This window comes from Enterobacter sp. WCHEn090032, from assembly GCF_003986875.1.
Taxonomy (GTDB): domain Bacteria; phylum Pseudomonadota; class Gammaproteobacteria; order Enterobacterales; family Enterobacteriaceae; genus Enterobacter; species Enterobacter sichuanensis.
On record NZ_RXRN01000026.1, the window covers coordinates 1 to 15,084 of the forward strand.

Annotated in this window: 10 protein-coding genes; all 10 read left to right on the forward strand. The window is 59.0% G+C overall.

Annotation, left to right across the window (positions count from 1 at the left end):
- Positions 1–124: 124 nt before the first annotated feature.
- Positions 125–1,327, forward strand: a complete 1,203-nt coding sequence (locus EKN83_RS18530; protein WP_126801437.1) for an MdtA/MuxA family multidrug efflux RND transporter periplasmic adaptor subunit — start codon at positions 125–127, stop codon at positions 1,325–1,327.
- Positions 1,327–4,449, forward strand: coding sequence for an MdtB/MuxB family multidrug efflux RND transporter permease subunit (locus tag EKN83_RS18535; protein WP_126801438.1), 3,123 nt, complete (start codon positions 1,327–1,329; stop codon positions 4,447–4,449). The genes EKN83_RS18530 and EKN83_RS18535 overlap by 1 nt, the downstream gene beginning before the upstream one ends.
- Positions 4,450–7,527: a multidrug efflux RND transporter permease subunit MdtC gene (gene mdtC, locus EKN83_RS18540; RefSeq protein WP_126801439.1), complete on the forward strand. Its 3,078-nt coding sequence runs from the start codon at positions 4,450–4,452 to the stop codon at positions 7,525–7,527.
- A complete protein-coding gene (locus EKN83_RS18545; protein ID WP_126801440.1) occupies positions 7,528–8,943 on the forward strand; it encodes an MFS transporter in 1,416 nt (471 codons plus the stop codon).
- Positions 8,940–10,343 carry a two-component system sensor histidine kinase BaeS gene (gene baeS / locus EKN83_RS18550; protein ID WP_025758708.1) on the forward strand — a complete coding sequence of 468 codons (1,404 nt, stop codon included), beginning with the start codon at positions 8,940–8,942 and terminating at the stop codon, positions 10,341–10,343. Before EKN83_RS18545 ends, baeS begins: the two co-directional genes overlap by 4 nt.
- On the forward strand, positions 10,340–11,062 hold the full coding sequence (gene baeR, locus EKN83_RS18555) for a two-component system response regulator BaeR (protein WP_025758707.1): 723 nt from the start codon (positions 10,340–10,342) through the stop codon (positions 11,060–11,062). The genes baeS and baeR overlap by 4 nt, the downstream gene beginning before the upstream one ends.
- Positions 11,063–11,199: 137 nt before the next feature.
- Positions 11,200–11,532 (forward strand): YegP family protein, encoded by a 333-nt coding sequence (locus EKN83_RS18560; protein ID WP_025758706.1) that lies wholly within the window; start codon positions 11,200–11,202, stop codon positions 11,530–11,532.
- A gap of 154 nt (positions 11,533–11,686) precedes the next feature.
- On the forward strand, positions 11,687–13,048 hold the full coding sequence (gene yegQ, locus EKN83_RS18565; RefSeq protein WP_025758705.1) for a tRNA 5-hydroxyuridine modification protein YegQ: 1,362 nt from the start codon (positions 11,687–11,689) through the stop codon (positions 13,046–13,048).
- A 344-nt stretch (positions 13,049–13,392) separates the two neighbouring features.
- Complete coding sequence (locus tag EKN83_RS18575; RefSeq protein WP_126801441.1) at positions 13,393–13,998, forward strand: hypothetical protein; 606 nt, start codon at positions 13,393–13,395, stop codon at positions 13,996–13,998.
- Between the two features lie 161 nt (positions 13,999–14,159).
- Entirely contained in the window at positions 14,160–15,059 is a 900-nt protein-coding gene (yegS, locus tag EKN83_RS18580) for a lipid kinase YegS (protein ID WP_126801442.1), read from the forward strand.
- The last annotated feature ends 25 nt before the right edge of the window (positions 15,060–15,084 follow it).

A 15,084-nucleotide genomic window follows, 5' to 3' on the forward strand; every position in this document is an offset into this window, starting at 1 on the left:
AAAACACAGACCACCACACTCAGACAATTCCCGACAGTCTTCCATATTTCCTCCATTTTTCCGCTGTGTTGCCTGACTAAACTAGTATCATTCCCCGAAGTATTCAGGATGAGAACGTATAACGATGAAAGGCAGTAACAAATCCCGCTGGGCAATCGCCGCTGGCATCATTGTGGTGGTCCTTGCCGCCGCCTGGTACTGGCACAGTCAATCCGCGAACTCCGCCGCACCCGCCGGTGCCACCAGCCAGCCACAGCGCCCGGCTGGCGGAGGACGTCACGGTATGCGTGGCGGCGCGCTGGCACCGGTCCAGGCGGCCACGGCGGTGAATAAAGCCGTTCCTCGCTATCTTACGGGACTCGGGACCATTACCGCCGCCAACACCGTGACGGTGCGCAGCCGCGTCGACGGCCAGCTGATGGCCATTCACTTCCAGGAAGGCCAACAGGTCAAAGCTGGCGATCTGCTGGCGGAAATCGACCCGAGCCAGTTTAAGGTCGCCCTCGCCCAGGCGCAGGGGCAGCTCGCGAGAGACAACGCCACCCTCGCCAACGCCCGGCGCGATTTAGCGCGCTACCAGCAGCTGGTGAAAACCAATCTGGTCTCCCGTCAGGAGCTGGACACGCAGCAGTCGCTGGTCAGCGAAACGCAGGGCACCATTAAGGCTGACGAAGCCGCGGTAGCCAGCGCGCAGCTGCAGCTGGACTGGAGCCGCATCACCGCGCCGATTGACGGCCGCGTCGGCCTGAAGCAGGTGGATATCGGCAATCAGATCTCAAGCGGGGATACCACCGGCATCGTGGTGATCACCCAAACCCACCCGATTGATTTAGTCTTTACCCTGCCGGAAAGCGATATTGCCACGGTAGTGCAGGCGCAAAAAGCCGGCAAAGGGCTGGTGGTTGAAGCCTGGGACCGCACCAATAAGCAGAAACTGAGCGAAGGGTCCCTGCTCAGTCTGGATAATCAGATCGACACCACCACCGGCACCATCAAGCTGAAGGCGCGCTTTAATAACCAGGACGATGCCCTCTTCCCGAACCAGTTCGTCAATGCGCGCATGCTGGTAGCGACCGAAGAGAACGCGGTGGTGATCCCCACCGCTGCGCTGCAGATGGGTAACGAAGGCAACTTCGTCTGGGTGCTCAACAGCGACAATAAAGTCAGCAAGCATCTGGTGAAAACCGGGATTCAGGACAGCCAGACGGTGGTGATCAGCGCGGGCCTTTCCGCAGGCGACCGCGTGGTCACCGACGGCATTGACCGTCTGACCGAAGGGGCCAAAGTGGAAGTGGTAGAACCGGCGAAACAGGGAGCGACCTCCTGATGCAGGTGATGCCGCCAGGCTCCACAGGTGGGCCGTCACGCCTGTTTATCCTCCGCCCTGTCGCCACCACGCTGCTGATGGTGGCGATCCTGCTCGCCGGGATTATCGGCTATCGCTTTCTGCCCGTCTCGGCGCTGCCCGAGGTGGACTATCCCACCATTCAGGTGGTGACGCTTTATCCCGGCGCCAGCCCGGACGTGGTGACCTCCGCCATCACCGCCCCGCTGGAGCGCCAGTTCGGCCAGATGTCGGGATTAAAGCAGATGTCCTCCCAGAGTTCCGGGGGCGCATCCGTCGTGACGCTGCAGTTCCAGCTTACGCTGTCGCTGGACGTTGCCGAGCAGGAGGTTCAGGCCGCGATTAACGCCGCCACCAACCTGCTGCCGTCGGACCTGCCTAACCCGCCGGTCTACAGCAAAGTGAACCCGGCGGATCCGCCGATCATGACCCTTGCCGTCACCTCCTCCGCCCTGCCGATGACCCAGGTCGAAGACATGGTCGAAACCCGCGTGGCGCAGAAAATTTCTCAGGTCTCCGGCGTCGGGCTCGTCACGCTGGCGGGGGGACAACGCCCGGCGGTGCGCGTTAAGCTGAACGCGCAGGCAATTGCCGCGCTGGGGCTGACCAGCGAAACCATCCGCAGCGCCATCAGCAATGCCAACGTCAACTCGGCGAAAGGCTCGCTGGACGGCCCAACCCGCGCCGTGACGCTCTCTGCCAACGACCAGATGCAGTCCGCCGATGAATACCGTCAGCTGATCATCGCGTACCAGAACGGCGCCCCGGTGCGTCTGGGCGATGTGGCGACCGTGGAACAAGGCGCGGAGAACAGCTGGCTGGGGGCGTGGGCCAACAAACAGCAGGCGATTGTGATGAACGTGCAGCGCCAGCCTGGGGCGAACATCATCGAAACTGCCGACAGCATCCGCGCGATGCTGCCGCAACTGATTGAAAGCCTGCCGAAATCGGTCAGTGTGAAGGTGCTTTCCGACCGTACCACGAACATTCGCGCCTCGGTCACCGACACCCAGTTTGAGCTGATGCTGGCGATTGCGCTGGTGGTGATGATTATCTATCTGTTCCTGCGTAACGTTCCGGCAACCATTATTCCCGCCGTCGCCGTCCCCCTCTCGCTGGTGGGCACATTTGCCGTCATGGTGTTCCTTGATTTTTCGATCAATAACCTGACGCTAATGGCGCTAACCATCGCCACCGGGTTCGTGGTGGACGATGCCATCGTGGTTATCGAGAACATCTCGCGCTATATCGAGAAAGGTGAAAAACCGCTGGCCGCCGCGCTGAAAGGCGCAGGCGAAATCGGCTTTACCATTATTTCGCTCACCTTCTCGCTGATTGCGGTGCTGATCCCGCTGCTGTTTATGGGCGATATCGTCGGGCGTCTGTTCCGCGAGTTTGCCGTGACGCTGGCGGTCGCCATTTTGATCTCCGCCGTGGTCTCACTGACCCTGACGCCGATGATGTGCGCCCGCATGCTGAGCCACGAATCACTGCGCAAGCAAAACCGTTTCTCGCGCGCCTCCGAGCGCATGTTCGAGCGGATTATTGCCGCCTACGGTCGCGTACTGGCGAAAGTCCTCAACCATCCATGGGCCACCCTCGGCGTGGCGCTGGGAACCCTGGCGCTCAGCGTGATGCTGTGGATTTTCATTCCGAAAGGCTTCTTCCCGATCCAGGACAACGGCATTATTCAGGGTACGCTACAGGCCCCGCAGTCGGTCTCCTTCGCCAACATGGCCCAGCGCCAGCAGCAGGTGTCTGAGATCGTCCTGAAGGATCCGGCCGTGGAAAGCCTGACCGCCTACGTGGGGGTGGATGGCACCAATCCGTCGCTGAACAGCGCGCGTCTGCAGATCAACCTCAAGCCGCTGGATGAGCGTGACGATCGCGTCAACACCGTGATTGAACGGCTGCAAAACGCCGTCGCCCGCGTGCCGGGCGTGGAGCTTTACCTGCAGCCGATTCAGGATTTGACCATCGATACCCAGGTCAGCCGCACGCAGTACCAGTTCACGCTGCAGGCCACCTCACTGGACGCGCTCAGCACCTGGGTGCCGCAGCTGGTGGATAAGCTTAATACCCTGCCGCAGCTCTCCGACGTCAGCAGCGACTGGCAGGACAAAGGGCTGGCGGCGTATGTAAACGTCAACCGCGACGCCGCCAGCCGCCTGGGCATCACTATGGCGGATGTGGATAACGCGCTGTATAACGCGTTCGGGCAGCGTCTGATCTCCACCATCTACACCCAGGCGAACCAGTATCGCGTGGTGCTGGAGCACAACACGGAAAACACGCCGGGCCTGGCGGGGCTGGAGTCGGTGCGCCTGACCAGCAAAGACGGTGGGATTGTGCCGCTGAGCGCGATTGCGACGGTGGAAGAACGCTACACCCCGCTGTCGGTTAACCATCTGGATCAGTTCCCGTCCACCACCATCTCCTTCAACGTGCCGGACAATTATTCACTCGGCGAAGCGGTGGAGGCCATTCAGGCGGCGGAAAAAGCGGTAAGCTTCCCGGCTGATATTCAGACCCAGTTCCAGGGCAGCACGCTGGCGTTCCAGGCCGCGCTGGGCAACACCATCTGGCTGATCGTCGCCGCCGTGGTGGCGATGTATATCGTGCTCGGCGTGCTGTACGAAAGCTTTATTCACCCAATCACCATCCTCTCCACCCTGCCGACGGCGGGCGTGGGGGCGCTGCTGGCCTTAATGCTGGCGGGGAGCGAGCTGGACGTGATTGCCATCATCGGCATCATCCTGCTTATCGGGATCGTAAAGAAAAACGCCATCATGATGATCGACTTCGCCCTGGCCGCCGAGCGCGAGCAGGGCATGTCGCCGCGTGATGCCATCTTCCAGGCCTGCCTGCTGCGTTTTCGCCCGATCCTGATGACCACGCTGGCGGCCCTGCTGGGGGCGCTGCCGCTGATGCTGAGCACCGGCGTCGGCGCGGAGCTGCGTCGTCCGCTGGGCATTGGCATGGTCGGCGGTCTGCTGGTGAGCCAGGTGCTGACGCTGTTCACCACGCCGGTGATTTATCTGCTGTTTGACCGGCTGGCGCTGTGGGCCAAAAGCCGCTTCCCGAAACGTGAAGAGGAGGCATAAGTGAAGTTTTTCGCCCTCTTCATTTATCGCCCGGTGGCGACGATATTAATCTCGCTCGCCATTACGCTGTGCGGCGTGCTGGGCTTCCGGCTGCTGCCGGTAGCGCCACTGCCGCAGGTGGATTTCCCGGTGATCATGGTCAGCGCCTCGCTGCCGGGTGCGTCACCGGAAACCATGGCCTCGTCCGTTGCCACGCCGCTGGAGCGCTCGCTCGGACGGATCGCGGGGGTCAACGAGATGACCTCCAGCAGCTCGCTCGGCAGTACGCGCATCATTCTGGAGTTCAGCTTCGACCGGGATATCAACGGCGCGGCGCGCGACGTGCAGGCCGCCATTAACGCCGCGCAAAGTCTGCTGCCCAGCGGGATGCCGAGCCGTCCGACCTACCGGAAAGCCAACCCGTCCGACGCGCCGATCATGATCCTGACGCTGACCTCGGACACCTACTCGCAGGGCCAGCTGTACGACTTTGCGTCCACCCAGCTGGCGCAGACAATTTCACAAATTAACGGCGTCGGTGACGTGAGCGTCGGCGGCAGCTCTCTGCCCGCGGTGCGCGTGGGGTTAAACCCGCAGGCGCTGTTTAACCAGGGCGTGTCGCTGGACGACGTGCGTTCCGCCATCAGCAACGCCAACGTGCGCAAACCACAGGGGGCGATTGAGGACGGAAGCCACCGCTGGCAGATCCACACCAACGACGAGCTGAAAACCGCGGCGGAATATCAGCCGTTGATCATTCACTACAACAACGGCGCGGCGGTGCGCCTAAGCGACGTCGCCAGTGTCACCGACTCGGTGCAGGACGTGCGCAACGCCGGGATGACCAACGCCAAACCGGCGATTTTGTTGATGATCCGCAAGCTGCCGGAAGCCAACATCATTGAGACGGTGAACAGCATTCGCGCCCGCCTCCCGGAGCTGCAGCAGACCATCCCGGCGGCTATCGATCTGCAAATTGCCCAGGATCGCTCCCCGACCATTCGCGCCTCGCTGGAAGAGGTGGAGCAAACGCTGGTGATCTCGGTTGCGCTGGTGATCCTGGTGGTGTTCCTGTTCCTGCGCTCCGGCCGGGCGACGCTGATTCCGGCTGTGGCCGTGCCGGTGTCGCTGATTGGCACCTTTGCCGCCATGTATCTGTGCGGCTTTAGCCTCAACAACCTGTCGCTGATGGCCCTGACGATTGCCACGGGCTTTGTGGTGGATGACGCCATCGTGGTGCTGGAGAATATTTCCCGCCACCTGGAAGCCGGGGTTAAACCCCTGCAGGCGGCCCTGCAGGGGACGCGCGAGGTGGGCTTTACGGTGCTCTCCATGAGCCTGTCGCTGGTGGCGGTGTTCCTGCCGCTGCTGCTGATGGGCGGGCTGCCGGGCAGGCTGCTGCGCGAGTTTGCCGTCACCCTCTCCGTCGCCATCGGTATTTCGCTGATTATCTCCTTAACGCTCACGCCAATGATGTGCGGCTGGATGCTTAAGCGCAGCAAGCCGCACTCGCAGCCGCGCCGCAAAGGCTTTGGCCGCGTTCTGCTGGCGATGCAGGAGGGCTACGGAAAATCGCTGAAATGGGTGCTGAACCATACCCGGCTTGTCGGTCTGGTGCTGATCGGCACCATCGTGCTCAACGTCTGGCTGTATATCTCCATCCCGAAAACCTTTTTCCCGGAGCAGGATACCGGCGTGCTGATGGGCGGTATTCAGGCGGATCAGAGCATTTCGTTCCAGGCGATGCGCGGCAAGCTGCAGGACTTTATGAAGATCATTCGGGAAGATAAAGCCGTGGATAACGTGACCGGCTTTACCGGCGGGTCACGCGTGAACAGTGGGATGATGTTTATTACCCTGAAACCGCGCGGCGAGCGCAATGAAACCGCCCAGCAGGTAATTGACCGACTGCGGGTGAAGCTCGCCAAAGAGCCGGGCGCCAACCTGTTTTTGATGGCCGTTCAGGACATCCGCGTCGGCGGGCGTCAGGCAAACGCCAGCTACCAGTACACGTTGCTTTCTGATGATTTAGCCGCCCTGCGCGAGTGGGAACCGAAGATCCGCAAGGCGCTGGTCGCCCTGCCCCAACTGGCGGACGTGAACTCCGATCAGCAGGACAACGGCGCCGAGATGGCCCTGACCTACGACCGCGAAACCATGTCGCGGCTGGGCATTAACGTTGAAGCCGCCAACAGCCTGCTGAACAACGCCTTCGGCCAGCGCGAAATTTCAACCATCTACCAGCCAATGAACCAGTATAAGGTGGTGATGGAGGTTGACCCGCGTTACACCCAGGACATCAGCGCCCTGGACAAAATGTTTGTCATCAACAACGACGGCAAGGCGATTCCGCTCTCGTACTTTGCCAGCTGGCAGCCCGCCAACGCACCGCTGTCGGTGAACCATCAGGGGCTGTCGGCGGCGTCGACCATCTCCTTTAACCTGCCCGCTGGTTCGTCGCTTTCGGAGGCCAGCGATGCGATCAACCGGGCAATGACGCAGCTTGGCGTACCGTCCACCGTGCGCGGAAGCTTTGCCGGCACCGCGCAGGTGTTCCAGGAGACGATGAACTCGCAGGTGATTTTGATTCTGGCCGCCATCGCCACGGTCTACATTGTGCTGGGCGTTCTGTATGAGAGCTACGTGCACCCGCTGACCATCCTCTCGACGCTGCCGTCGGCGGGCGTGGGGGCACTGCTGGCGCTGGAGCTGTTCGATGCGCCGTTCAGCCTCATCGCGCTTATCGGGATCATGCTGTTAATCGGTATTGTGAAGAAAAATGCCATCATGATGGTCGACTTCGCCCTGGACGCCCAGCGCAACGGTAACCTGTCACCGGAAGAGGCCATCTTCCAGGCCTGCCTGCTGCGTTTTCGTCCGATCATGATGACCACCCTGGCGGCGCTGTTTGGCGCGCTGCCGCTGGTGATTTCCGGGGGCGACGGCTCGGAGCTGCGCCAGCCGCTGGGGATCACCATTGTCGGCGGGCTGGTGATGAGCCAGCTGCTGACGCTCTACACCACGCCGGTGGTCTATCTTTTCTTTGACCGCCTGCGGCTGCGCGTTGCACGTAAAAACAGAACCACGGTGACCGGGTAAATGACTGAGCTTCCCAGCAGCGTTCGCTGGCAATTATGGATTGTCGCCTTCGGCTTTTTTATGCAGTCGCTGGATACGACTATCGTTAACACCGCCCTCCCCTCGATGGCGAAAAGCCTGGGGGAGAGCCCGCTGCATATGCATATGGTGATTGTCTCCTACGTGCTGACGGTGGCCGTGATGCTGCCTGCCAGCGGCTGGCTGGCCGACAAAGTCGGCGTGCGGAATATCTTCTTCACCGCCATCGTGCTGTTTACCACCGGCTCGCTGTTTTGCGCCCAGGCCAATACCCTCGACCAGTTGGTCATGGCGCGCGTGCTGCAGGGTATCGGTGGGGCGATGATGGTCCCCGTCGGGCGGTTAACGGTGATGAAGATTGTTCCGCGCGAGCAGTACATGGCGGCGATGACTTTTGTCACCCTGCCCGGCCAGGTGGGACCGCTGCTGGGTCCGGCGCTGGGTGGCGTGCTGGTGGAGTATGCCTCCTGGCACTGGATTTTCTTAATCAACCTGCCGGTGGGCATCGTTGGCGCGATTGCCACCCTGGCGCTGATGCCAAACTATAAAATGCAGACGCGGCGCTTTGATTTCTTTGGTTTTATCCTGCTTGCCGCAGGCATGGCAACGCTCACCCTCGCCCTCGACGGGCAAAAAGGGCTGGGGATTTCGTCCCGGACGCTGGGTATCCTGGTCGCCCTCGGCCTCACCGCTATTTTGGGGTACCTCTGGCACGCCAGAGGAAACGACAAGGCGCTGTTCAGCCTGACGCTGTTTAAAAATCCCACCTACCGTCTTGGCCTGTTCGGCAGCTTTGCCGGACGCGTCGGCAGCGGCATGCTGCCCTTTATGACGCCCGTTTTTCTACAAATCGGCATGGGCTTTTCACCGTTTCACGCGGGCCTGATGATGATCCCGATGGTGCTCGGCAGCATGGGGATGAAGCGCATCGTGGTGCAGGTCGTCAACCGCTTTGGCTATCGTCACGTGCTGGTGGCCGCCACGCTTGGCCTGGCGCTGGTCAGCCTGCTGTTTATGGCCGTGGCGCTGATGGGCTGGTACTACGTCCTGCCGTTGGTGCTGTTCTGCCAGGGGGTGATCAACTCCATGCGCTTTTCGTCGATGAATACCCTGACGTTGAAAGACCTGCCGGATGAGCTGGCGAGCAGCGGCAACAGCCTGCTGTCGATGGTCATGCAGCTCTCCATGAGCGTCGGCGTGACTATCGCCGGTCTGCTGCTCGGCATGTACGGTCAGCACCACCTCAGCGTCGACACGCCGGTGGCACATCAGGTCTTTTTATATACGTATCTCAGCATGGCGGTCATTATCGCCCTGCCCGCATTCATCTTCGCCCGAGTGCCGGATGATACCCGCAAGAACGTCGTGATTAGGCGCGGCAAAAGGAGTGGCTCATGAAATTCTGGCGTCCGGGGATTACCGGTAAGCTCTTTCTGGCGATTTTTGCCACCTGTATCGTTCTGCTGATCACCATGCACTGGGCGGTGCGGATCAGCTTCGAGCGCGGGTTTATTGATTACATCAAGCATGGCAATGAACAGCGTTTACAGGGCTTAAGCGATGCGCTGAGTGAACAGTACGCCCAGCACGGCAACTGGCGTTTTCTGCGCAATAACGACCGCTTTATTTTCCAGATCCTGCGTTCGCTGGAGCACGACACCGGTGATGACCGCCCGGGACCGGGCATGCCGCCGCACGGCTGGCGTACCCAGTTCTGGGTGATCGACCAGGAGATGCGCCCCCTGGTTGGCCCGCGCGCGCCAATTCCGCCGGACGGCACCCGCCGGGCGATTAAAGTGAATAACGCCACCGTCGGCTGGGTGATCGCCTCGCCGGTGGAGCGCCTGACGCGCAACACCGACATTAACTTTGACCGCCAGCAGCGCCGGACAAGCTGGCTGATTGTCGCCCTCTCCACCCTGCTCGCCGCGCTCGCCACCTTCCCGCTGGCGCGTGGTCTGCTCGCGCCGGTAAAACGGCTGGTGGAAGGTACGCACAAGCTGGCGGCCGGGGATTTCACTACCCGCGTCGACACCCGCAGCCAGGACGAACTGGGCAAGCTGGCGCAGGACTTTAACCAGCTCGCCAGCACCCTGGAAAAAAACCAGCAGATGCGCCGCGATTTTATGGCCGATATCTCCCACGAGCTGCGCACGCCGCTGGCGGTGCTGCGTGGCGAACTGGAGGCCATTCAGGACGGCGTACGCCAGTTTACGCCTGAATCGGTGGCCTCCCTGCAGGCGGAAGTGGGCACGCTCACCAAACTGGTGGATGACCTCCACCAGCTCTCCATGTCCGATGAAGGGGCGCTGGCTTACCAGAAGGCACCCGTCGATGTGATCAACGTGCTTGAAGTCGCCAGCGGCGCCTTCCGGGAACGGTTTGCCAGCCGCAACCTGAAGATTGACCTCTCCCTGCCGGACAGCGCGGTAGTGTTTGGCGACAAAGATCGCCTGATGCAGCTGTTCAACAACCTGCTGGAAAACAGCCTGCGCTATACCGACAGCGGCGGCGGGCTGCATATCTCCGGCAAACAGGAAAACGGACGCTTCGCCCTCACCTTCGCGGATTCCGCCCCCGGCGTGCAGGATGCGCAGCTGGAAAAACTGTTTGAGCGTTTTTATCGCACCGAAGGGTCCCGTAACCGCGCCAGCGGCGGCTCCGGGCTGGGGCTGGCGATTTGCGTTAACATCGTCGAGGCGCATAATGGGACGATCCGCGCCGCCCATTCGCCTTTTGGCGGGGTTAGCATTACAGTAGAGTTACCGCTGGAACGGGAGTTATCGAGAGAAGTATGACCGAGTTACCCATTGACGAAAACACACCGCGCATTTTGATCGTCGAAGACGAGCCCAAGCTCGGGCAGTTGCTGATCGACTATTTACGTGCGGCCAGCTACGCCCCGTCGCTGATTAGCCACGGCGACCAGGTGCTGCCGTACGTGCGCCAGACGCCGCCGGACCTGATCCTGCTGGATCTGATGCTGCCCGGTACCGATGGCCTCACCCTGTGCCGGGAAATTCGTCGCTTCTCCGACGTGCCGATCGTGATGGTTACCGCCAAAATTGAAGAGATCGACCGCCTGCTGGGGCTCGAAATTGGCGCGGACGATTACATCTGCAAACCTTACAGCCCGCGCGAAGTGGTCGCCCGCGTGAAAACCATTCTGCGCCGCTGTAAACCGCAGCGCGAGCTTCAGGTGCTGGACGCGCAAAGCCCGCTGATTGTGGATGAAAGCCGTTTCCAGGCGAGCTGGCGCAGCAAACTGCTGGACCTCACGCCCGCCGAGTTCCGCCTGCTGAAAACCCTCTCCCACGAGCCGGGGAAAGTATTCTCCCGCGAGCAGTTGCTGAACCGCCTGTATGACGATTACCGCGTCGTGACCGACCGCACCATCGACAGCCACATCAAAAACCTGCGCCGCAAGCTGGAGGCGCTGGACGCTGAACAGTCATTTATTCGCGCGGTGTATGGCGTGGGGTATCGCTGGGAAGCGGATGCGTGCCGGATAGTATGACGTTTCACCTCTGAAACCCGCCCTCTGGCGGGTTTTTTCTTTTCTGGAATCCATCCCGGAATCAACCATACTCTTTTTACCGGTTCGCTTACTTATAACTGGTACTGATAATTTTTACTTTCGCTCAAGGAGTTCCTATGTCTGGTTGGTTCGAATTAAGTAAAAGCAGTGATGGTCAGTTCAGGTTTGTGCTGAAAGCTGGAAACGGGGAGATCATCCTGACCAGCGAGCTTTACACCAGTAAAAGTGCCGCCGAAAACGGCATTGCTTCCGTACGCACGAACAGCCCGCAGGACGAGCGTTACGAAAAGAAAACAGCCTCGAACGGTAAGTTCCATTTCAATCTCAGGGCGGGTAATCATCAGGTGATTGGCAGCAGCCAGCTTTATGCGACGGAACAATCGCGTGATAAGGGTATCGCCTCCGTCAAAACGAACGGGTCATCTCAGACGGTAAAAGACAATACCTGACAGCAGGACGCGCGCCGGGAAAACGGTGACGCGACCCGGCGCTTTACCTCCCTGCCCCGCAGCGCTACAATGCCCGCCCTTAAAGTGGGGGATCTCCCCTTACCGCTGCACCGTGTGCACGCGGATCTGACCTGTCATCAGAACGAGAACAAACATGTTTAAACCGGAACTCCTTTCCCCGGCGGGAACGCTGCAAAATATGCGTTACGCTTTCGCCTATGGTGCCGACGCTGTCTACGCGGGCCAGCCGCGCTACTCGCTGCGCGTACGTAACAATGAATTCAACCACGAGAACCTGCAGCTCGGCATCAATGAAGCGCATGCGCTGGGCAAAAAATTCTACGTGGTGGTCAACATCGCGCCGCACAACGCCAAGCTGAAGACCTTCATCCGCGACCTGAAGCCGGTGGTGGAGATGGGGCCGGACGCGCTGATCATGTCGGATCCGGGTTTAATCATGCTGGTTCGGGAGAACTTCCCGGAGATGGATATTCACCTCTCCGTACAGGCTAACGCCGTTAACTGGGCGACGGTGAAATTCTGGAAGCAGATGGGGCTGACCCGCGTCATTCTCTCCCGCGAGCTTTCGCTGGAAGAGATCGAAGAGATCCGCACCCAGGTGCCGGATATGGAAATCGAAATCTTCGTTCACGGCGCGCTGTGTATGGCCTACTCCGGCCGCTGCCTGCTCTCTGGTTACATCAACAAGCGCGACCCAAACCAGGGGACCTGCACCAACGCCTGCCGCTGGGAATATAACGTCCAGGAAGGCAAAGAGGACGACATCGGCAATATCGTCCACAAGCATGAACCTATCCCGGTGACTAACGTTGAGCCTACGCTGGGCATCGGCGCGCCCACCGACAGCGTATTTATGATTGAAGAAGCCAAACGTCCGGGCGAGTACATGACCGCCTTTGAAGATGAGCACGGCACTTACATCATGAACTCAAAAGATCTGCGCGCTGTTGCTCACGTCGAGCGGTTGACCCAGATGGGCGTGCACTCCCTGAAAATCGAAGGCCGCACCAAATCCTATTACTACTGCGCGCGCACCGCGCAGGTGTACCGCAAAGCCATCGACGATGCCGCCGCCGGTAAACCGTTCGATACCAGCCTGCTGGAGACCCTGGAAGGCCTGGCGCATCGCGGCTATACCGAAGGCTTCCTGCGCCGTCATACCCACGACGACTACCAGAACTATGAGCACGGCTACTCCGTATCCGAGCGCCAGCAGTTTGTCGGTGACTTCACCGGCGAGCGTAAAGGCGCGCTGGCGGCCGTAGCGGTGAAAAACAAGTTCACCAAAGGCGACAGCCTGGAGCTGATGACCCCGCAGGGCAACATGAACTTCACGCTGGAGCATCTGGAAAACGGCAAAGGCGAAGCGATTGACGTAGCGCCGGGTGACGGTCATACCGTCTGGCTGCCGGTGCCGGAAGAGGTGGAGCTGAAGTTTGCGCTGCTGATGCGTAATTTCAACGGTGAAAGCACCCGAAACCCACACGGCAAATAGTTAATCGGGGAAATTTTTTCGCGCTGGGATAATTCTTAGAATCGGATCACATACCGCTTCGTTCAATACGGGTATTATCCCCCCGCTGAAAAACATAACCCATAAATGCTAGCTGTACCAGGAACCACCTCCTTAGCCTGCGTAATCTCCCTTACGCGGGCTTATTTTTTTGCACCGTTCAGTCCACTTATTAAGAATCAAATTGCAAAGACCCACCATATGAAGGGTGTTGGGCAGTGCTATCTCGGGTACAATCCGGAATCCTCAGAATATTACACAATCTGGAAAATACGTTTTTGGTTTGATTCAGTCTTTTTCATATACAGGAAGTAATTGACCCGGACATGATAAAATACCTCAAGAAGAGCCTTGCATTAAGTACTCTGATTACACGTCAAATGGCGACTGACGATCTCCATCGGCTTGAATCATTGAAAGATCGCTTAAAAGGTCAGTTCGGTGTTCCTGTGGGTGTACATATGACAGGCATACCCTTAGCAATAAGTACCTTACTCACTATTTTTTGCTACGCTATGCTACAAGTTTCTGTCTGGATGTTGCTATTTCGCCTGCTCGGCTTACCTGAGTTTAAGGTAATGATGGGGGTATTCCTTGCAGCAGTGGTGTATTGCATGGTTGTGATGAGCACGATGTTTCTAACTGCCAGAGGATCCTTAACGGGATATAAACTGCATATTTCTGTCATTACACTGACTGGCTTGATGAGCATCGTTTACTTTATCTGGACGTGGGTTTCGCTTTTATTCAGCTCTGTAGAGAATTACACACCGCAAATAACCTCATTATCAGGATTGGGATTTTTCTGCCTGAATATCGTGTGGATGAATACATCGGTCTTTTACCGTTCAATTGCGCTAACGCTACATAATCGGGTGTGGCGTAAGCAGTTGAAAATAGAGGAAAAGCAAACAGCAGGACTCAAACGTTAAGGGTATGAGTCCTTTGAGGAACCGGCATATAAAAGATGAAGGCCATGAAGGGGGATAAATCCCCTTTCCGCAGCCTTATTTTTGCCTTTCATCCTGTTCTTACCCGCTTTTTTTCTCTCTGCTATACACTCTTATTAACGCTAAAAAAGGGAGCAGCGAGGATGGCAACCTATCCAGACAGTTTATTGATTCTCAATGGCAAAAGTGCAGGCAACGATCTGTTGCGCCAGGCAATTACCGAACTACGTGAAGACGGTGCGCGAATTCACGTCCGGGTGACATTCGAAAAAGGTGACGCAGCACGGTACATCGATGAAGGTATTCGACTGGGCGTCAAGACCATCATTTCCGGCGGCGGCGATGGCACCATCAATGAGATCGCCTCTGCGCTTATCGACCTGCCCCCGGCAAACCGCCCGGTGATGGGCATTTTACCGCTCGGCACCGCCAATGATTTTGCCACCAGCGCCGGGATCCCTGAGGAGTTAGCGAAGGCGCTTCAGCTGGCTATCCTCGGTAAAGCTACCTCCGTGGACATTGCTCAGGTGAATGATAAAACCTGCTTTATCAATATGGCGACCGGCGGGTTTGGCACCCGCATCACCAGCGAAACGCCGGAAAAACTGAAGGCGGCGCTGGGCGGCGTCTCTTACCTGATCCACGGTCTGATGCGCATGGATACCCTCAAGCCTGACCGCTGCGAAATTCGCGGCGATGATTTTCAGTGGCAGGGTGACGCGCTGGTGATTGGCATTGGCAATGGCCGCCAGGCAGGCGGCGGGCAGCAGCTGTGCCCGGAGGCGCTGATTAATGACGGTCAGCTACAGCTGCGGATTTTCACGGGCGACGGCCTGCTGCCCGCGCTGTTTACCACGCTGACGCAGCCGGAAGAGAGTCCGAATATCATTGCCGGGAAATCGGCATGGTTTGAAGTGAATGCCCCGCACGGGATGACCTTTAACCTTGACGGGGAACCGCTGAGCGGGACGCAGTTCCGCATTGAGGTGTTGCCCGGCGCGCTGCAGTGTCGGTTGCCGCCGGACTGTGCGCTTCTGCGCTGATGTTTCACACGGTGCGCGATGATGC

What these genes read in the sequence shown, in the direction of transcription:
- EKN83_RS18530 (WP_126801437.1), top strand. Translation starts at nt 125, where the DNA reads ATGAAAGGCAGTAACAAATCCCGCTGGGCAATCGCCGCTGGCATCATT.
- EKN83_RS18535 (WP_126801438.1), top strand. Translation starts at nt 1,327, where the DNA reads ATGCAGGTGATGCCGCCAGGCTCCACAGGTGGGCCGTCACGCCTGTTT.
- EKN83_RS18545 (WP_126801440.1), top strand. Translation starts at nt 7,528, where the DNA reads ATGACTGAGCTTCCCAGCAGCGTTCGCTGGCAATTATGGATTGTCGCC.
- baeS (WP_025758708.1), top strand. Translation starts at nt 8,940, where the DNA reads ATGAAATTCTGGCGTCCGGGGATTACCGGTAAGCTCTTTCTGGCGATT.
- baeR (WP_025758707.1), top strand. Translation starts at nt 10,340, where the DNA reads ATGACCGAGTTACCCATTGACGAAAACACACCGCGCATTTTGATCGTC.
- EKN83_RS18560 (WP_025758706.1), top strand. Translation starts at nt 11,200, where the DNA reads ATGTCTGGTTGGTTCGAATTAAGTAAAAGCAGTGATGGTCAGTTCAGG.
- yegQ (WP_025758705.1), top strand. Translation starts at nt 11,687, where the DNA reads ATGTTTAAACCGGAACTCCTTTCCCCGGCGGGAACGCTGCAAAATATG.
- EKN83_RS18575 (WP_126801441.1), top strand. Translation starts at nt 13,393, where the DNA reads ATGATAAAATACCTCAAGAAGAGCCTTGCATTAAGTACTCTGATTACA.
- yegS (WP_126801442.1), top strand. Translation starts at nt 14,160, where the DNA reads ATGGCAACCTATCCAGACAGTTTATTGATTCTCAATGGCAAAAGTGCA.